Below are 18,885 nucleotides of genomic sequence, written 5' to 3' on the forward strand. Positions count from 1 at the left end.
GATGCAGAGGAAGTCCACTACAGGGATAGCAGCAGTATTGTTTCTTTTGCTGATGAGCGTTCTGCATCCGGCGATTTTGGCCCAGGCGGCAGCGGGGACGGTATACAGCTGTACCATCAACCGCTGCTATGCGCATCCCGTTACAGGCGAGATTGAAGATTCGGGCGGTCAGGCTTCCTATGCCACTGGACAGGGCATGGCAGAAGGCGCAGTTGGCAGCGCCGGAATTATGGAAGTAACGGAAGACGGCGCATATTATCTTACGTTTCGCATTGGCCTGATAGACTATATTTCGGGCCAGACTTTTTTTGTGCAGAATGTAGGAGATACCGAATGGACGGCGGTGACGCCGACAGTAACAGCAAATGGTTCCGACAGCAACGGCGCGACTTCGGACCTGTGCATTCCGGCGCCAAGCGAAAACTGTATTGTAAAAGGCAGCATGTATGTAACGCCGATGGGAAGGGATGTGATTTTTTATTTCTATCCGAATAATTATACCAAGGGCAATACGACAGACATGACGGCTGCCGTGGTGACTGAATCTGCAGAAAACCAAGGGGATGGGGCGCCGCCAGACAGCGATGAGACAGCTTCTCAGGCAACAGAAGAAACGACAGATCCGCCTGCGCCTGCGTCAGAAGAACCGTCTTTCACAGACGGCCCAGAGCAGACAAAACCGGAGACGGATCAGGCGGCGGACGCAGCCTTAAGCAGCGCGCAAGGTCTTAGTCTGTCTACGGCGGAGGAGACGGTGGCAGAACCGGAGAGCAGAGAAAAGGGCAGCGGCATTGACGTCCTGGATTTGATTGTGGCAGTGACGGTATCGCTTACCATATCCGGTCTGATTCTTATGGCGGCAGCCGCAGGCATTGTGTATTATTTCAGGATAAACTGGCGAAGATGGGGCGGTTATGATGAGGAGGAAGATGACGATGAAGAGGCGTAGAGTTTTTTTCCTTTGCCTGTGTTTTTTTGGAATCTTATGTTTGTGCGGCTGTGTCGATCAGCATCCGCAGCGGGAAGGAACGCACCAGATAGCAGTATCGGCAGATGACGCAGAGACAATGCTTGAAATTACGGATCCGCAGGAACTTGCGGCTGTAAAAGCGGCAAAAGCCATGGTCCAGTCTATGGATACCGAACCGAGGATCATTGCCACATCACCGGCGGCCGCAGATATCTGTGATAAGCTGGATTTGGAGCTGGTGGGCGTATGCAGCAGTTCTGTGTCATTTCTGCCGGAGCGTTATAAGGAGGTTACTGCGGTGGGAATAGCGATGAGTCCGGATATGGAAATGGTAGCTTCTCTGGCTCCTGACTGGATTTTAAGTCCTTCATCCCTGCAGACGGATCTGCAGCCCAAATACGAAGAATTAGACACACAGTGGGCATTTTTAAACCTGCGCAGTGTGGAAGGGATGTACCGATCGATTCAGGAACTGGGAGAGATTTTCGGGCGGGAGGCGCAGGCACAGGCTCTGACGGATGAATTTACGGAATTTTATGAGGAATATCAGGCAAAAAACCAAGGGAAGGAAAGCCCGAAGGTACTGATTCTGATGGGACTTCCCGGAAGCTATATTATAGCGACGGAGCGTTCTTACGTGGGAAATCTTGTAGCGCTGGCTGGCGGGGAGAATGTCTATGCCGGAAGCGATCAGGAATTTCTTACGGTGAACACGGAGGATATGAAAACGAAGGAGCCGGATCTTATTCTGCGGGCGGCGCACGCCCTGCCGGATCAGGTTGTGGAAATGTTTCGGGAGGATTTTGAAACAAACGATATCTGGAAACACTTTGAAGCGGTGAAAAACGGAAGGGTTTATGATTTGACCTATGAGCTGTTTGGCATGAGCGCAACCTTCCGGTATCCGGAAGCGTTGATGGAGCTGCAGACTATGCTGTATCCAAAAAGCGATGCAGACGACAAAAAGCCGAAAACAGAGGAGGCAGCGGATGAAACAGAGAAATAAGGACAGCGGACAGGACACAAGAGCCGCAAATGGTTGGGAGGATGTACGGAGAAAGAAAAAAAAGAAGGCAAGAGCCGCAGCATCCTTTCTGGTTACGGCAGCATTATTGCTGATTTTGTTTTTTGCAGCGACCAATACAGGAAGCCTGCAGATTGGATTTGGAAAGTTGCTGCGGGGACTGTTTGTGAAGTATGATGCAGACGTTGCGGCCGTATGGGATTTGCGTTTTCCCAGAATTATCATTTCCATGCTGGCAGGTGCAGGAATTGCAACCTCTGGCGTGTTGTTTCAGGCAGTGCTGAAAAATCCCCTTGCAGATCCAGGCATTATCGGTATTTCCAGCGGAGCCGGTTTTGCCGCAGTGTTAATCACTGCCTTCGCTCCATCCTGGTACTTTTTTATGCCGCTGGCGGCTTTTGCAGGCGGCGTGGCGGCTTTTTTCATGGTGTACTGTCTGTCCTGGAAAGGAGGTTTAAGCCCTCTTCGGATTATTCTGACCGGTGTGGCGGTAAATGCTTTGTTTTCTGGTCTTGCAAGTGCTTTCAACTCTATGTCCGGAGGAGACAGGTCCGGGGTTGCGTCCATTGTGGAAGCCAATATTACTCAGAAGACCTGGGAGGATGTACATACGTTATTCCCTTATATTATAGCAGGGCTGTTTTTGTCCCTGCTGTTTATCGGGGAATGCAATCTGCTTTCCCTTGAAGATAAAACAGCCAAAAGCCTTGGAATCAATGTGAATGCCACGCGGATCTGTATTTCTCTGGTAGCCGTGCTGCTTGCGGGCGTTTCCACGGCCATAGCCGGAACCATCAGCTTTCTGGGACTGATTGTGCCCCATATTGGCAGAATTTTGGTGGGAAGTGCTCACAAAGCTCTTGTGCCCTTTAGCGCATTGGCAGGGGCATTTACGTTTCTTCTTGCAGATACCATAGGCAGAAGCATTGCAGCGCCTTATGAAGTCAGTGCAGCGGTGATTATGAGTGTAGTAGGAGGCCCGTTTTTTATCATCTTGCTCAGGAGGTCAAAAAAATATGCAAACTAAGACGGAAAAACCTGCCATGGAGGTAAAAGATCTGTCCTTTTCTTATGGAACAAATAAGATTTTAAAAGGGGCTTCTCTGGAAATTGAAAAAGAGAAGGTCACTACGATTATGGGGGCCAATGGATGCGGAAAATCCACGTTGTTTTCCCTGATGACGAAAAATTTGGTTCCAAATCGGGGGAAAGTCCTTTTAAATGGCAAAAATATCCGGGATATGACGCTTTCGGAATTTGCAAGAAAAGTGTCCATTGTGCATCAGTACAATACCTTGCGGAAGATATTACGGTAGAGCGCCTGGTGGGCTTTGGCCGAACGCCCCATATGAAATTCTTTTCCGGATATCAGGATGAGGATAGGAAGCTGATTGAATGGGCCATGGAGGTTACGAATATCAGTAAATATTGTGACAAAGAAGTGGCTAAATTATCCGGAGGCCAGCGGCAGCGGGTGTGGATTGCCATGGCGCTGGCGCAGAATACGAAAATACTGTTTCTGGATGAGCCGACCACTTATCTGGATATCCGCTATCAGATCGAGATTTTAAAGCTGGTACGGAAATTAAACCGGGAATATGGAATCACAATTGTCATGGTGCTTCACGACATTAACCAGGCCATTCATTTTTCGGATCGGATCATTGGCCTTTTGGGCGGAAAAGTGGTTGTGGAAGGCAATCCCGAAGAAGCGATTTCCGCAGAAAGCATCCAAAATCTGTACGGCATTGAACTGGGCGTGACAGAAATAGACGGAAAAAAATTTGTATTAACGGTATAAGGGCATCGAAAAAGAACAAGGGGGAAGGCATGAAGAAAAATTTTTTTAAAGTAGTATGGATTGTGTTAGGATTTTTAAGTCTTGGGATTGGAGCAGTGGGAGCAGTGCTGCCGTTTCTGCCTACATTTCCGTTTTTGCTTTTGACGTTGTTTTGTTTTGCAAAAAGCTCCCGGCGGCTGCACACATGGTTTATGGGGACGAAGCTGTATAAAAATAATTTGGAATCTTACGTACAGAGCCGTTCGATGACAGCAAAAACAAAGGTGCGGATTATGATTACCGTAACGGTGATTATGGGCTTTGGATTTGCCATGATGGGCAGGGTTTTGGCGGCAAGGGCAGTATTGGCAGTTGTATGGCTGTTTCATGTGATATATTTTCTTTTTGCAGTGAAAACCATAAAAGAAGAGGACCGGATGGTTCATACCGAGACAGCTGGTGAAAATGGAGGATAAAACAGCCTGAAATTTTATTAGGTACCTTGACAAATAAGCGGCGATGTATTATATTCAAGGTACCTAATAAAAAGGAGGGCTAATATATGACGGAAAAAAATATTTGTTCCGGCCGCGGAAAGCATTGCAATGCCGCGGACATGAATGACAGGCTGATCCTAAGTCTGCGGGATTTGAGCCATATCATGCGGTTTCTGTATGAGGGAAAAGCCAGCCAGAAGCGTGTTTTAATCATTCTGAATGAATCAGAAGCAATGACGCAGAGGGATTTGACGGAACGTCTGGGAATCCAGCCAGGATCGGCCAGTGAAATCCTTTCTAAGCTGGAACGGGCAGGATGGATCAGACGCGTCAGGAATGATGCTGACCGCAGAACAACGGATATTTCCCTGACAGACGCCGGCAGGGAGCTTGCAGCGGAGGCTTTGGCCCAGCGGCAGAAAAGGCATGAAGATATGTTTTCCTGCCTTTCGGAAGAAGAAAGGCAGGAATTGCTGTCGCTGCTGGAAAAAATTCGTGCTGACTGGAAAATCCGTTACAGTGAAAAGGGAAATATCTGCAGACATGGACATTGCCATAGTGATTGCCGCGATGGAGGCGGTCATCATCATAATCGACGCCATGATGGTTCACATGGAAGGAACTAATCATGTGGAAATATATCAGACAATACTTATTTTTTGCGGTTATTGCAGGACTATTTATGGTTGGGGAGGTGCTGATGGATTTGATTCAGCCGGGGATCATGAGCCGGATTGTAGATGATGGAGTCCTTGGCGTAAGCAATGGAGGAGCTCCTAATCTGCATCTGGTCTGGATGCTTGGACTTGAGATGATCGGCCTGGTTCTGTTTGGCGGTCTGTGCGGCTCCCTGAATAATGCCTTTGTACACATATCCAGCCAGAATATTGGCAATGAGATCCGAAAGGACTGTTTTCGCAGGATTATGGCGTTCTCCTTTCCGCAGCTTGACCGTTTCGGCACAGGTTCTCTGGTAACAAGGGTAACCAATGATATTACGCAGGTGCAGGCGTTTGTTTCGCTGTTTGTGCGGGGAATGATCCGCACCTCACTTCTCACTTTCGGAAGCATGTATTGTATGTTCCGGCTGAATCTTTGTTTCGGGTTGATTGTACTGTGCGCCTTTCCGTTTTTGGTGGGCGTGATTCTGTTCTGCCTGTGGAAAGCCAATCCCCTGTTTTCCAGATTGCAGGCACAGCTTGATTTTCTGAACGGAATGATGCAGGAGGATGTGTCCGGCATCCGTATCATTAAAGCCTGTGTTCGGGAAGCTTATGAAAAGCTGCGTTTTGGGAAGGCAAATGGTGAACTGATAAAAACACAATTGCAAATTCTTGTGATTTTTGCTTTTATGAATCCTCTTGTCAATGGGCTGATGTACATGGCTGTTACGGTGATTTTACTGGCAGGCGGGCTGGAAGCGGGAAAGGGCGCTGCTACGCCCGGAACTGTTATGGCGGCTATAACCTACGCTACACAGCTTCTTAATGGCATTCTGATGCTTGTTATGCTGTTCCAGAACATTTCCAGAGGGGCTGCTTCCTGGAAGCGGGTCAGGGAGATCCTGGAAAGCGTTCCTGAGCTTGTGGATGGCTCTTTGGACGGGACGGCAGATCTGCAGGGAGAGATTGAATTTCGGAACGTTTCCTTCTCCTATCCCGGAAGCGGCCAGAATGTGCTTTCCCATATCAATCTGACGATACATAAGGGGGAAACCGTGGCAGTCATGGGAGCCACCGGATGCGGGAAAACATCTCTGGTCAATCTGATTCCCCGTTTTTATGATGCAGCTGCGGGTACGGTTCTGGTGGACGGAATTGACGTGAAGGAGTACCGGCAGGAGGCGCTTCGGGAGAAAATTGCCATAGCCATGCAAAAAAGTGAATTGTTCTGTATGACGGTGGGAGAAAATATCGCATGGGGGCTGCCGGGCGCAGAGGATAGATCGTTAGAATATGCAGCTTCCATTGCGCAGGCAGACCGTTTTATTGCTTCCATGGAACAAGGGTATGGGACTGCCGTTGCAGAGCGGGGCATGAGTCTGTCCGGCGGACAAAAGCAGAGGATTTCCATTGCAAGGGCAGTGGTAAAACCGGCTGAAATCTATATTTTTGACGATTCCACCAGTGCGCTTGATCTGAAGACAGAAGCAGAGTTCTATCGTGCTTTAAAAAGGTCGCGGCCTGACAGCACGAAAATCATCATTGCCCAGAGGATAGCTTCTGTGCGCACAGCAGACCGGATTGTTGTTTTGGAGAACGGCGGCATAGCAGCCTGCGGCACACATGAGGAATTGCTGATATCCTGCCAGGCTTATCAGGAAATTTACCATTCTCAAATCGGAGAGGAGGCAAGAAGCGCATGAGTGCAAAACAGAATCAAAAACTGGCCGAGCGCAGCATTCCCGGCATGATGAACCGGCAGGAGCGTTTTGCACAGACGGAGCGCGCCGATGATATCGGAGCCACCCTAAAGCGCATTGTCACGTATTTTATGGGAGAAAAAACGCTGGCGGCAGGTATGCTGGCGGTTGTGATATTTGGCACGCTGTGCGGCATTTACGCGCCGAGTCTTCAAAGTAATGCCGTTGACATGATTGCCGGAGAGAAATCCGGCGTCCTTATCCACACTCTGCTGCTCATGCTTTCCGTTTATCTGCTGTCTGCTGTCTGCGGATTGCTGCAGGGCTTATTCAGCGTGCGGCTCAGTCAGAATGTAGTGAAACGGATGCGGGAGGAGTTGTTTGGAAAGATTATGGAGCTGCCGGTATGTTATCTGGACGCTCATTCCCACGGAGATGTGATGAGCCGGATGACCAATGACATAGAAAATATTTCTTCCACAATATCGCAATCCCTGCCTTCGCTGTGTTCGGGGACGCTTACGATTATCGGTACTGCGGCAATTATGATGTGGTATTGCTGGCAGCTGGCGCTGCTTAGTCTTGCTACGGTGTTCTTAACGCTTGCTGCCACGAAAATCCTTTCGGAAAAGGTGCGCAGGTTTTCCCGTCAGCGTCAGATGCTGCTGGGACAGCTGAACGGAACTGTGGAAGAAATGGTTTCCGGCTATCCCACAGTTGTTGCATACAATCATCAGAATATTACAACGGAGGATTTTTGCGCAACGGCGGATTCTCTTACAAAAGCCGGGATTAAAACGGATATTTTCAGCGGCGTTATGGGGCCGGCGATGAATTGTATCAGCAATATCAGTTTTGTTATGATTGCTGCCTTCGGCGGATATTTCTCAGTAAAGGGGCTGATTTCTGTGGGGGTGATTTCGGCCTTCATTGTCTATGCGAAACAATTTGGCCGTCCCATCAATGAAATTGCGCAGATTTACGGACAGCTCCAGACGGCGATTGCCGGCGCGGAGCGGGTCTTTGCCGTATTGGATGAAGAGGGAGAAGACAGAAGCGGGGAATTACTTGCAGAAACCAAACAAGCAGCCGTTACATTTAAAAATGTGCGTTTTTCTTATGCAGCTGGAATCCCTGTGATTCGAAATTTTACGCTGACGGTTCCCAACGGTAAAAAAGTGGCGCTGGTAGGCGCAACCGGAAGCGGCAAGACGACCATCGTCAATCTGCTTCTGCGGTTTTATGAGACAGAAAGCGGAGAGATTTGTATAAATGGACAGAATATACAAACGGTTGCAAAGAGCAGCTTACGAAAGAATGTGGCGATCGTTCTGCAGGATACAGTTTTGTTTTCTAATACTGTCCGCAGCAATCTGAAATATGGAAATGATGCGGCCACTGACGGGCAGATTCGGGCGGCTGCAGAAATGAGCCAGTGCCGGGAATTGATTGAGCTTCTGCCAGAGGGATATGACACAGAGCTGACTGGCTCCGGCGCAAATATCAGTCAGGGACAGCGGCAGCTCCTTGCCATTGCCCGTGCTTTTGTGGCCGATCCGAAAATACTGATTCTGGACGAAGCCACCTCCAATGTGGATACTCGTACTGAGCAAGCGATACAGGACGCTATGCAGCGTATTATGCAGGGGCGCACCAGCATTGTGATTGCGCACCGCCTGTCTACGATCCGGGATTCTGACCTTATCGTTGTTATGGACCAGGGTGAAATCGCAGAGAGCGGCAGCCATGAGTCACTTCTTGCAAAAAAGGGGAAATATTATGAGCTGTACATGACCCAGTATGCGGGATTTGCCACATAGCCGGCGGTCCGTGGCGGGAATAATAAGGGAACTCACTGCGGCAGCCGGGAAAATCATGCATTTCACGATTGCGCAGATTTGCCTTTACACCGCACATTCTCTTTGGTATAATAAATCCATCAGATGAAAATATTAAGAAAAGGGATGACAAGAAATGATGGTTTTTATAATCGGAGGCGTAGTGCTGGTTGCGGTCATTGTTTCCGTAGTAGCGTCTGTAGCCGGAGCAGTGGCAGGAGTTGTAGATGAGGACAGTGAAGATTAATTTCTGAATACTGCATGGAATGACATGGGAATTATCATTATCATGATTCGTACTGAGAAGTGCTTTCTATAATGGTAATTCCTTTTGTTATTTCTAAGAGAGGCCAAGTTATTGGGAAGGTTTTTCGCAAAGTAATTCTTGAAAAATATAAGAAACGGAGCATTGATTTTGAAGGAGCACATTGTATACAAGGTTCAGGCAGACAGCATTGCAGAAGAACTTGAGGTAACGCCGGGGGATGCGCTGCTGTCGGTCAACGGACATGAAATAGAAGACGTATTTGATTATCGTTATTATACCAATGAAGAATACCTTACCGTTGTAATCCGGAAGGAGAACGGCGAAGAATGGGAACTGGAGATTGAGAAGGAATACGAGGAAGATTTGGGCTTTGAGTTTGCAAACGGCCTGATGGACGACTATAAGTCCTGCCATAACAAATGCATTTTCTGCTTTATCGATCAGATGCCGGAAGGGATGCGGGATACGCTGTATTTCAAGGATGACGATTCCAGGCTTTCGTTCCTGCAGGGGAATTATGTGACCCTTACCAATATGAAAGATCATGATTTAGAGCGGATTCTGGAATATAAGCTTGGGCCAATCAATATTTCCGTACAGACTACGAATCCTAAACTTCGCTGCAGGATGCTGAATAATCGTTTTGCCGGGGATGCACTGAAAAAAATGGATATCCTGTACGAAGCAGGAATTCCCATGAATGGACAGATTGTTCTCTGCAAGGGCGTCAATGACGGGGAGGAATTAAAGCGAAGTATTGAAGATTTGATGAAATATGCGCCGGTAATGGAGAGTGTGTCGGTGGTTCCGGTAGGGCTCAGCCGATTCCGGGAGGGGCTGTATCCCCTGGAGCCTTTTACCAGAGATGACGCCGGGGAAGTGCTTGAACTGATCCACCATTACCAGAAGCTGTGTATGGAACAATCCGGCCTGCATTTTGTCCATGCCAGCGATGAATGGTATCTGCTGGCAGAACAAAAGCTGCCCTCAGAGGAAAATTATGACGGATACCCTCAGCTGGAAAACGGTGTGGGAATGCTCAGGCTTTTACGGGAGGAATTTCGGGAGGCAATGGAGTTGGAAGGCGTAAAAAAGGGGCATGACATCTTGCATTCTGAGAAAATCACCATCGCCACAGGCATGCTTGCCGCCCCTGTGCTGCAGGAACTGGCTCTGGAGTTTCAGGCAGTTTTTCCGGAAAAAGAAATACAGGTGATCCCTGTACGGAATTATTTTTTCGGGGAACAGATTACCGTTTCAGGATTGCTGACAGGACAGGATATCATGGAACAGTTAAAGGAGAGAGAGCTTGGAAACAGGCTGCTGTTGCCCTGTAACCTTCTGCGCAGTAAAGAGGAGGTGTTTCTGGATGATATGACCCTTTCTCAGTTGGAAAGTGCTTTACAAGTGAGAATAGATATTGTAAAATCAAGCGGACAGGATTTGGTGTCGTGTTTGAAGAGAGAAAGTTAGGAGAGTGGAATGAGTAAACCAGTAGTTGCAGTAGTAGGGCGTCCGAATGTGGGAAAATCTACCCTGTTCAATGCGTTGGCGGGAGAGAGGATTTCCATTGTGCAGGATACGCCGGGAGTTACAAGGGACAGGATTTATGCCGAGGTGAGCTGGCTGGATATGACATTTACCCTGATTGATACCGGGGGAATTGAGCCGGAGAGCAAAGATATCATTTTATCCCAGATGCGGGAGCAGGCGCAGATTGCCATTGATACGGCGGATGTGATTATTTTTATGACAGATGTGCACCAGGGGCTGGTGGATGCGGATTCCAAGGTTGCAGATATGCTGCGCCGCTGTGGGAAGCCGGTGACGCTGGTGGTGAACAAAGTGGACAGCTTCGAGAAATATATGACGGACGTCTACGAGTTTTATAATCTGGGGATTGGAGATCCAATTCCCATTTCAGCAGCATCCAGACTTGGAATCGGCGATATGCTGGATGAGGTGACGAAGCATTTTGCGGAAAATGCGAAAGAGGAAGAGGGAGATGAACGGCCGAAGGTTGCGATTGTCGGCAAGCCCAATGTGGGAAAATCATCTCTGATTAATCATTTGCTGGGAGAAGAGCGGGTTATTGTGTCAGAGATTGCTGGAACCACCAGAGACGCCGTTGATACGGAAATCACCTGGCAGGATCGGGAATATATTTTTATTGATACGGCTGGATTAAGAAAGAAAAGCAAGATTAAAGAGGAGCTGGAGCGGTTCAGCATTATCCGTGCAGTTACGGCTGTGGAGCGTGCAGATGTGGTGGTGGTGGTAATTGACGCCATCGAAGGAGTGACAGAACAGGACGCTAAAATTGCAGGAATTGCCCATGAGCGGGGCAAGGGAATTATTATCGCAGTGAACAAATGGGACGCCATTGAGAAGGACGACAAGACGATTTATAAGCATACGGACCGGATCCGCCAGATTTTAAGTTTTATGCCGTATGCGGAAATTCTTTTTATTTCAGCGAAAACCGGGCAGCGTACCCGCAAGCTCTTTGACATGATTGATGTGGTCTTGGAAAATAATTCCATGCGGATTGCGACAGGAGTGCTCAATGAGATTATGACGGAAGCTGTTGCGATGCAGCAGCCTCCTTCCGATAAGGGCAAGAGACTGAAATTGTTCTATATTACGCAGGTTGCAGTAAAGCCGCCTACGTTTGTCATATTTGTAAATAATAAGGAATTGATGCATTTTTCTTATACCAGATATCTGGAAAACCGAATTCGGGATGCTTTTGGATTCCAGGGCACATCGCTAAAATTTATCATTCGGGAAAGAAAGGAAGGGTAATATGATTCTGAGCAGAGTAATTTGTCTTGTAATAGGTTATGTTCTGGGACTGTTTCAAACAGGATTTATTTATGGAAAGCTTCATCATATTGATATACGGGAATACGGAAGCGGCAATGCGGGAGCCACCAACACGCTGCGTACCCTGGGATGGAAAGCCGGCCTGGTTACATTTCTGGGAGATGCGGGAAAGGCCATGTTATCCATGCTGCTTGCCTGGCTTCTCTTCCGTGAGAAATATCCAGATGCAGTGCATTTACTGGAAATGTACGCAGGGCTCGGAACAGTTCTGGGCCATAATTTCCCATTTTATATGAAGTTCAAAGGCGGAAAAGGCATTGCCTGTACGGCAGGATTTCTGCTTGCCTTTTATCCGCCGCTGGCGGTTCTCTGTCTGCTGGTGTTTGTTGTCACCGTAGCAGCCACCCGTTATGTTTCACTGGGCTCCATTCTGGTGTCTTTATGCTTTTACATACAGCTGATTGTATTTGGACAGATGGGGCGTTTATGGGTGAATCCCGGGCTGCTGCCGGAGGTTTACGGTGTGGGCGCGGTTTTTGCCATTCTGGCAATCTGGCGGCACCGGGCAAATATAAAGCGGCTGCTTGGCGGAACGGAGAATAAATTTTCCATCAGCAAATCAGGGAATCTCAGGAAAAATTAATAAGACAGCTACGATGCATACAAAAGAGAATCTCGCAGGCGGGGTTCTCTTTTTGGACAAAAGGAGAAAAGAGATTGAAGCAAGGGGATAGATTGAAAAACCGTTATGAGATCCAAAAAATTCTTGGAACTGGAGGTTCTTCCAGGGTTTATCTGGCTTATGACAGGATACAGGAAAGGAATCGGGCTGTCAAGGAGATCCGAAGATTTCAGGGAGTGGGAGAACAGGCGCATAAGATGATGGTGCGTCAGGAAACAGAGCTGATCCGCAGATTGGACTACCCATATTTCCCGCAGATTGAAGAAGTGTTGGAGGAAGAAGAGGCATTTTATATCATTATGGAATATCTGGAAGGGGAAACCTTAGAACAGCTCTTAGCGCGTTCTGGTCCCCAGCCCCAGAAGAAGGTCGTTGGATGGGGCAGGGATATGTGTCTGGTGCTTGGATATCTGCACAGCTGCCGGCCTCCGGTCATTTACCGTGATATGAAGCCAGGAAATATTATGCTGCAGCCTGGAGGAAATCTGCGTCTCATTGATTTTGGGGCGGCCTTTGCGGAAAATGATGATTCGGTAAATCTGGGAACAAAGGGATATGCAGCCCCGGAACAGCTTGCCGGAGAACCTGTGGACGCAAGAACGGATATTTATGGCCTTGGAGTAACCATGTACCATCTGTTGACGGGAAACGATCCCAGGCAGGTGATGACGGAGCAGTATGATATCAGGCGGTGCAGCCGTGGGTTGTCAGGAAAATTGGGAAAAATTATAAAAAAGTGTACCAGACGGCAGCCCGGGCAGCGGTATCATTCCTGTGAAGAATTGAGAAAAGATCTGGAAAACTTTGCAAATCACAAAAAACTGTGATACAATAAGCAGGTTAAAAACAGAACATGTGTATCAAAATTTAAGGAAGGAAACCAAAATGGCTAAGAATCAGGAATATGGAGCTGAGAATATCACGGTATTAGAGGGCCTGGAAGCAGTGAGAAAACGGCCGGGCATGTATATCGGAAGCGTGTCCCGCAAGGGCCTGAACCATTTAATTTACGAGATTGTAGATAATTCTGTAGATGAACATCTGGCAGGATTTTGCGATACTATATATGTAACACTGGAAGCGGACGGTTCCTGCACCGTAGAGGATAACGGCCGGGGCATTCCCGTGGGAATGCATGAAAAGGGCATGTCTGCGGCCCGGCTGGTGTTTACCACGCTCCATGCAGGGGGGAAGTTCGACAATGACGCCTATAAGACCAGCGGCGGTCTTCACGGAGTAGGCTCATCGGTGGTAAACGCTCTGTCCACTTATCTGGATCTTCAGGTGTGCCTGGGCGGGAAAATCTACCATGACAGATATGAACAGGGGAATCCAGTCATTGACCTGGACAATGGAATGCTGCCCGTAATTGGAAAGACCAAGAAGACAGGCACCAGAATTAATTTCCTGCCGGACCCGGAAATCTTTGAAAAGACCCGCTTCAAGGAAGAGGATGTGAAGAGTCGCCTGCATGAAACCGCTTACCTGAACCCCAGGCTTACCATTGTCTATGAAGACCGGCGGGGAGAGGTGACGGAGCATTTGGAATTTCATGAGGAAGAGGGAATCAGCGGATTTGTGAAGGACTTGAACCGGAAAGCGGAAGCGGTTCATGATGTGGTGTACTTTAAGGGAGAGAGCGAAGGGATTACCGTGGAAGCGGCCTTCCAGTACATCAATGAGTTCCATGAAAATGTGCTGGGATTCTGCAATAATATTTACAACGCAGAAGGCGGCGCCCACTTGACGGGATTTAAGACCGTATTCACCACTGTTATCAATAATTACGCCAGGGAACTGGGAATTTTGAAGGAAAAGGATTCCAACTTTACCGGAGCCGATGTGCGCAACGGATTAACGGCGGTGATTTCTATTAAACATCCTGATCCCCGGTTTGAGGGCCAGACCAAAACTAAGCTGGACAACCAGGACGCAGCCCGGGTCACCGGCAAAATAACTGGCGAAGAGATCCAGCTTTATTTCGATAAGAATCTGGAAAATTTGAAAAAAGTCATTGCCTGCGCGGAAAAAGCGGCCAAAATCCGTAAATCCGAGGAGAAAGCCAAGACAAATCTTTTAACCAAACAGAAATTTTCTTTTGATTCTAACGGCAAGCTGGCCAATTGCGAGAGCAGGGACGCCTCCATCTGTGAGATTTTTATTGTGGAAGGAGATTCTGCAGGAGGCTCTGCCAAAACCGCAAGAGACCGAAAATATCAGGCCATTCTGCCTATTAGGGGGAAGATACTGAACGTGGAAAAGGCCAGTATTGACAAGGTTCTGGCGAATGCGGAGATTAAGACTATGATCAACGCCTTCGGGTGTGGGTTTTCGGAAGGATTTGGGAATGATTTTGACATTTCCAAACTGCGTTATGACAAGATTATCATTATGGCGGATGCGGATGTGGACGGAGCCCATATTTCCACTCTGCTGCTGACGCTGTTTTACCGTTTTCTGCCGGAACTGATATTTGAAGGGCATGTGTACATTGCCATGCCGCCTCTGTACAAAGCCATTCCCTCCAAAGGAGCAGAGGAATACCTCTATGATGACATTGCGCTGAAAAAGTACCGAAAGCGCCATAAAGGTCCTTTCACTCTTCAGCGGTATAAGGGCCTTGGGGAAATGGATGCGGATCAGCTCTGGGAGACTACGCTGAATCCGGCTACCCGGATTTTGAAACAGGTGGAAATCGAGGACGCAAGGATGGCCTCTGACGTAACGGAAATGCTGATGGGAACAGAAGTTCCGCCCCGGCGGGAGTTTATCCATGAACACGCCCATGATGCGGAGCTTGATATTTGATGGTACAGATTGTTGACAGAAAGGATTTGCCATGCAGGAAAAGGAACAGATTATCCGAACAGAATATTCGGAATTAATGCAGAAATCATACATTGACTATGCCATGAGCGTTATCATAGCAAGGGCGCTGCCAGACGTGCGGGACGGATTGAAGCCTGTCCAGCGCAGAACCCTCTACGATATGCATGAACTGGGCATCCGCTATGACAGGCCCTACCGGAAGTGTGCCCGTATCGTGGGGGATACCATGGGTAAGTACCATCCCCACGGAGACAGCTCCATCTATGAAGCGCTGGTGGTGATGGCGCAGGATTTTAAAAAGGGACTGCCTTTGGTGGATGGTCACGGCAATTTCGGCTCCATCGAAGGAGACGGGGCGGCAGCCATGCGTTATACGGAAGCCCGGCTGCAGAAAATCACCCAGGAAGCCTACCTTGCCGATTTGGACAAGGATGTAGTGGATTTTGTGCCCAACTTTGACGAGACGGAAAAAGAACCCTCCGTGCTTCCGGTGAAGGTGCCCAATCTCTTAATTAACGGTGCGGAAGGAATTGCCGTGGGCATGGCTACCAGCATCCCGCCCCACAATTTTTCCGAAGTGATTGACGGAGTGAAAGCCTATATGAAAAATCCTGACATCACCACGGAAGAAATGGTGGAGCACATCAAAGGCCCGGATTTTCCAACCGGCGGGATTGTGGTGAATCAGTCGGACTTATTACATATTTATGAGACAGGCGCCGGGAAAATCAAAATCCGGGGAAAAGTGGAGATTGAACAGGTAAAAGGAGGCAGGCAGCGGCTGGTGATTACGGAAATTCCCTATACCATGGTGGGAGCCAATATCGGGAAATTTCTGATGGATGTATATAACCTGACAGAGACGCGGAAAACCAATGATATTGTGGATATTTCCAACCAGTCCTCCAAAGAGGGCATCCGGATTGTGCTGGATTTGAAAAAAGGCGCAGATGTGGAAAATCTCTGCAACCTGCTTTATAAGAAAACAAGGCTGGAGGATACATTCGGAGTCAATATGCTGGCAGTGGCAGAGGGACGGCCGGAGACTATGGGGCTTGTGCCCATCATCCGCCATCATGTGAATTTCCAGTATGAGCTGGCCACCAGAAAATACAACACGCTGCTGGCAAAGGAACTGGAGAAAAAGGAAGTCCAGGAAGGTTTAATCAAGGCCTGCGACGTGATCGATCTGATTATTGAAATTCTCCGGGGCTCCAAAAATATCAGAGACGCCAAGGATTGTCTGATGAACGGAAATACAGGAAAAATTGAATTCCGTTACAAGGGCTCTGAAGCAGATGCAAGACAGCTTTGCTTTACAGAGCGGCAGGCCACGGCCATTCTGGAAATGCGTCTGTACAAGTTAATCGGACTGGAGATTGAAGCTTTGATGAAGGAGCATGAAACCACGCTTTCCAATATTGCAAAATATGAGGAAATCCTTGGCAGCCGCACTGCAATGGCAAAGGTTATCATCAAAGAACTGAACCGGTTCCAGAAAGAATACGGCAGGGAGCGCAGAACTGCCATTGAAAATGCAGCGGAAGCAGTCTATGAAGAAAAGAAAGTGGAAGAGATGCCGGTAGTCCTTTTGATGGATCGGTTCGGCTATGTGAAGACTGTGGACGCGTCAACCTATGAACGGAACAAAGAAGCGGCGGATGCGGAGAATAAATATGTGATTTCCTGCATGAATACCGACAGACTGTGTATTTTTACCGATAAGGGGCAGATGCATACCGTTAAGATTTTAGACCTGCCCCATGGAAAGTTCCGGGACAAAGGAACTCCTCTGGATAATATCAGCAATTATAACAGCAATGAAGAAGCTATGGTCTGCGTCAGCAATTTAGGGGGACTGCTGGGGAGAAAACTGTTGTTTGCAAGCAGCAGCGGAATGCTTAAACAGGTGCGGGGAGAGGAATTTGACGTGTCCAAGCGCACCGTTGCGGCCACGAAATTAAATGAGGGGGAACGTCTGCTGCTGGTTCAGATTCTGGAAGAAACGGAAGAAGAAAGCATTGTGATGCAGACGGAGAAAAATATGTTCCTGCGTTTTTTGGCGTCTGATGTGCCGGAAAAGAAAAAAGGAGCCATCGGCGTACGGGGCATGAAGATTGATGAAAAGGATAAGCTTTCGGCAGTCTATCTGCTGGGAGCAGAAGAGAAGACAATAACCGTGAAAGAGAAAGAAATCGCCCTTTACAGGCTTAGGCTTGCCAACCGGGATGGGAAAGGCGTGAAAAAATAACATGGAGGATTTTCAGATGAATGCAAAGAAATTAGGTTTTGGAGTGATGCGTCTTCCACTTACAGAACCCTCAGATACCACGAAGATCGACTATGAAACCTTTTGTAGAATGGCAGACAGATTTATGGAAGAGGGCTTTTCTTATTTTGATACGGCAACGCCATATCATGGAAAAGAATTCAGTGAACTGGCTTTTCGGGAATGCGTGGCAAAACGGTTTTCCAGAGATTCCTATACCATTACGGATAAGCTGAGTTTTTCCCTGATTCAGGAGCGAGACAAACTGGAGGAATTTTTTGCCGGACAGCTAAAACGGTGCGGGGTGGAATTTTTTGATTATTACCTGCTCCATGCCATGAACCGGAACTATCTTGCGTTAGCGGAGCGTATGGGAGCATTTGAATTTGTGATCAGGAAAAAGGCGGAAGGGAAAATTCGGCATATCGGTTTTTCTTTCCACGACAGTGCAGAAGTGTTGGAAGAAATTCTGGAAAAACATCCGGAAATGGAATATGTTCAGCTTCAGATTAATTATGCGGACTGGGAAGATCCGGATGTCCAGTCCCGGAAATGTTATGAGGTCTGCGTCAAATTCAAGAAGCCGGTGATTGTGATGGAGCCGGTAAAAGGCGGACTCCTTGCAAACCTTCCCAAGGATGCCGAGATGCTGTTGAAGGAAGCAAATCCTGAGATGTCTGCGGCTTCCTGGGCGGTTCGGTTTGCAGCTTCTTTGGACAATGTAGTGATGGTTCTCTCCGGCATGAGCAGTGAGGCGCAGGTGGAGGATAACATTTCTTATATGAAGGATTTGAAACCGCTGACAGAATCGGAACAAGAGACGCTTATGCAGGCCCTGGCAGCAATCCGTGCCAAAAAGAGCGTTGCCTGTACCAATTGCCGTTACTGTGTGGACGGCTGTCCGAAGCAGATTCCGATTCCTGATTATTTTCAACTGTTAAACGAAGTCAGCCAGTTTGGGGAAGCCAGGTTTTCTGCCGCAAAAGATTCCTACGAGCGGAAAGCTGAGAAGGCCGGCAGGGCTTCTGACTGTATTCAGTGCGGTCAATGTGAAAAGCAGTGTCCCCAGCATCTTTTGGTGATACAGCATTTGCAGGAAGCGGTGGAGATGTTTGAGAAGTAAGAAGGCGCTGGAATATTTTGCATATGCCTGCAAGCAGCGGCTATTATTACTCCGGCGGTTAAATAATTCTGGGAATTTTCAAAAAAATGCAGGTATTGACATATGAAAAAATTATGTTATACTTTACTTAATTGAATAAGTTACATACAGGTGTCAGAACAATCTGTGAAGATAAGCATTGTTTTGGTGAAAAGGGAAAATGGGTGCAAATCCCATACGAACTCGTCACCGTAATAAAGGAACAGAAGCCGATATACCACTGGGAAACTGGGAAGGTGGCTGATGTGTTGATTTTTAAGTCGGGAAACCTGCCTGGATGTTGTACAGAAATATTTATTTCGGACCACGAGTAACTGGTTGTACATTTGAGTCTCACAAAGACAGGGCAGACAATTGTCTGGCAAATGTTTTTTTGGG

General features: G+C 47.9%; 14 protein-coding genes, 1 pseudogene and 1 riboswitch. All 15 genes and pseudogenes read left to right on the forward strand.

Features of this window, described 5'->3' with window-relative positions; genetic code table 11:
- Position 1 precedes the first annotated feature (1 nt).
- The 15 genes and pseudogenes from E5329_RS03960 to E5329_RS04030 all read left to right on the forward strand — a co-directional run bounded on the left by E5329_RS03960 (position 2) and on the right by E5329_RS04030 (position 18,468).
- The gene (locus E5329_RS03960; protein WP_135988306.1) at positions 2-949 is read left to right on the forward strand and encodes a heme-binding Shp domain-containing protein; all 948 of its coding nucleotides are present in this window, start codon (positions 2-4) and stop codon (positions 947-949) included.
- Positions 936-1,976, forward strand: coding sequence for a heme ABC transporter substrate-binding protein IsdE (gene isdE, locus E5329_RS03965; protein WP_135988307.1), 1,041 nt, complete (start codon positions 936-938; stop codon positions 1,974-1,976). Before E5329_RS03960 ends, isdE begins: the two co-directional genes overlap by 14 nt.
- Positions 1,960-3,021 carry a FecCD family ABC transporter permease gene (locus E5329_RS03970; RefSeq protein WP_135988308.1) on the forward strand — a complete coding sequence of 354 codons (1,062 nt, stop codon included), beginning with the start codon at positions 1,960-1,962 and terminating at the stop codon, positions 3,019-3,021. Before isdE ends, E5329_RS03970 begins: the two co-directional genes overlap by 17 nt.
- Positions 3,011-3,795: pseudogene (locus E5329_RS32090) on the forward strand (ABC transporter ATP-binding protein). Before E5329_RS03970 ends, E5329_RS32090 begins: the two are co-directional and overlap by 11 nt.
- Before the next feature lie 29 nt (positions 3,796-3,824).
- The gene (locus E5329_RS03980; RefSeq protein ID WP_135988309.1) at positions 3,825-4,250 is read left to right on the forward strand and encodes a YbaN family protein; all 426 of its coding nucleotides are present in this window, start codon (positions 3,825-3,827) and stop codon (positions 4,248-4,250) included.
- Between the two features lie 86 nt (positions 4,251-4,336).
- Positions 4,337-4,897 (forward strand): MarR family winged helix-turn-helix transcriptional regulator, encoded by a 561-nt coding sequence (locus E5329_RS03985; protein ID WP_135988310.1) that lies wholly within the window; start codon positions 4,337-4,339, stop codon positions 4,895-4,897.
- Between the two features lie 2 nt (positions 4,898-4,899).
- Positions 4,900-6,636, forward strand: a complete 1,737-nt coding sequence (locus tag E5329_RS03990) for an ABC transporter ATP-binding protein (RefSeq protein ID WP_135988311.1) — start codon at positions 4,900-4,902, stop codon at positions 6,634-6,636.
- On the forward strand, positions 6,633-8,453 hold the full coding sequence (locus E5329_RS03995; RefSeq protein ID WP_135988312.1) for an ABC transporter ATP-binding protein: 1,821 nt from the start codon (positions 6,633-6,635) through the stop codon (positions 8,451-8,453). Before E5329_RS03990 ends, E5329_RS03995 begins: the two co-directional genes overlap by 4 nt.
- Before the next feature lie 433 nt (positions 8,454-8,886).
- Positions 8,887-10,212 (forward strand): DUF512 domain-containing protein, encoded by a 1,326-nt coding sequence (locus tag E5329_RS04000; RefSeq protein ID WP_135988313.1) that lies wholly within the window; start codon positions 8,887-8,889, stop codon positions 10,210-10,212.
- A gap of 9 nt (positions 10,213-10,221) precedes the next feature.
- Complete coding sequence (gene der / locus E5329_RS04005; protein WP_135988314.1) at positions 10,222-11,544, forward strand: ribosome biogenesis GTPase Der; 1,323 nt, start codon at positions 10,222-10,224, stop codon at positions 11,542-11,544.
- Position 11,545: 1 nt separating this feature from the next.
- Positions 11,546-12,208 carry a glycerol-3-phosphate 1-O-acyltransferase PlsY gene (gene plsY / locus E5329_RS04010; protein WP_135988315.1) on the forward strand — a complete coding sequence of 221 codons (663 nt, stop codon included), beginning with the start codon at positions 11,546-11,548 and terminating at the stop codon, positions 12,206-12,208.
- Positions 12,209-12,282: 74 nt separating this feature from the next.
- Positions 12,283-13,074, forward strand: coding sequence for a serine/threonine protein kinase (locus tag E5329_RS04015; RefSeq protein WP_168356513.1), 792 nt, complete (start codon positions 12,283-12,285; stop codon positions 13,072-13,074).
- A 58-nt stretch (positions 13,075-13,132) separates the two neighbouring features.
- On the forward strand, positions 13,133-15,055 hold the full coding sequence (locus tag E5329_RS04020; protein WP_135988317.1) for a DNA gyrase/topoisomerase IV subunit B: 1,923 nt from the start codon (positions 13,133-13,135) through the stop codon (positions 15,053-15,055).
- Positions 15,056-15,086: 31 nt separating this feature from the next.
- Positions 15,087-17,327, forward strand: a complete 2,241-nt coding sequence (locus E5329_RS04025) for a DNA gyrase/topoisomerase IV subunit A (RefSeq protein WP_135988318.1) — start codon at positions 15,087-15,089, stop codon at positions 17,325-17,327.
- Between the two features lie 16 nt (positions 17,328-17,343).
- Positions 17,344-18,468 (forward strand): aldo/keto reductase, encoded by a 1,125-nt coding sequence (locus E5329_RS04030; protein WP_135988319.1) that lies wholly within the window; start codon positions 17,344-17,346, stop codon positions 18,466-18,468.
- Positions 18,469-18,599: 131 nt separating this feature from the next.
- Positions 18,600-18,798: riboswitch (cobalamin riboswitch) on the forward strand.
- Positions 18,799-18,885 lie beyond the last annotated feature (87 nt).

Origin of the sequence: Petralouisia muris (assembly GCF_004793545.1) — a bacterium.
Classification (GTDB): Bacteria; Bacillota; Clostridia; order Lachnospirales; family Lachnospiraceae; genus Petralouisia; species Petralouisia muris.

Bases quoted from the DNA above. Each gene is read 5' to 3' on its own strand.
- E5329_RS03960 (WP_135988306.1), top strand. From the start codon at position 2: ATGCAGAGGAAGTCCACTACAGGGATAGCAGCAGTATTGTTTCTTTTG.
- isdE (WP_135988307.1), top strand. From the start codon at position 936: ATGAAGAGGCGTAGAGTTTTTTTCCTTTGCCTGTGTTTTTTTGGAATC.
- E5329_RS03970 (WP_135988308.1), top strand. From the start codon at position 1,960: ATGAAACAGAGAAATAAGGACAGCGGACAGGACACAAGAGCCGCAAAT.
- E5329_RS03980 (WP_135988309.1), top strand. From the start codon at position 3,825: ATGAAGAAAAATTTTTTTAAAGTAGTATGGATTGTGTTAGGATTTTTA.
- E5329_RS03985 (WP_135988310.1), top strand. From the start codon at position 4,337: ATGACGGAAAAAAATATTTGTTCCGGCCGCGGAAAGCATTGCAATGCC.
- E5329_RS03990 (WP_135988311.1), top strand. From the start codon at position 4,900: ATGTGGAAATATATCAGACAATACTTATTTTTTGCGGTTATTGCAGGA.
- E5329_RS03995 (WP_135988312.1), top strand. From the start codon at position 6,633: ATGAGTGCAAAACAGAATCAAAAACTGGCCGAGCGCAGCATTCCCGGC.
- der (WP_135988314.1), top strand. From the start codon at position 10,222: ATGAGTAAACCAGTAGTTGCAGTAGTAGGGCGTCCGAATGTGGGAAAA.
- plsY (WP_135988315.1), top strand. From the start codon at position 11,546: ATGATTCTGAGCAGAGTAATTTGTCTTGTAATAGGTTATGTTCTGGGA.
- E5329_RS04020 (WP_135988317.1), top strand. From the start codon at position 13,133: ATGGCTAAGAATCAGGAATATGGAGCTGAGAATATCACGGTATTAGAG.
- E5329_RS04025 (WP_135988318.1), top strand. From the start codon at position 15,087: ATGCAGGAAAAGGAACAGATTATCCGAACAGAATATTCGGAATTAATG.
- E5329_RS04030 (WP_135988319.1), top strand. From the start codon at position 17,344: ATGAATGCAAAGAAATTAGGTTTTGGAGTGATGCGTCTTCCACTTACA.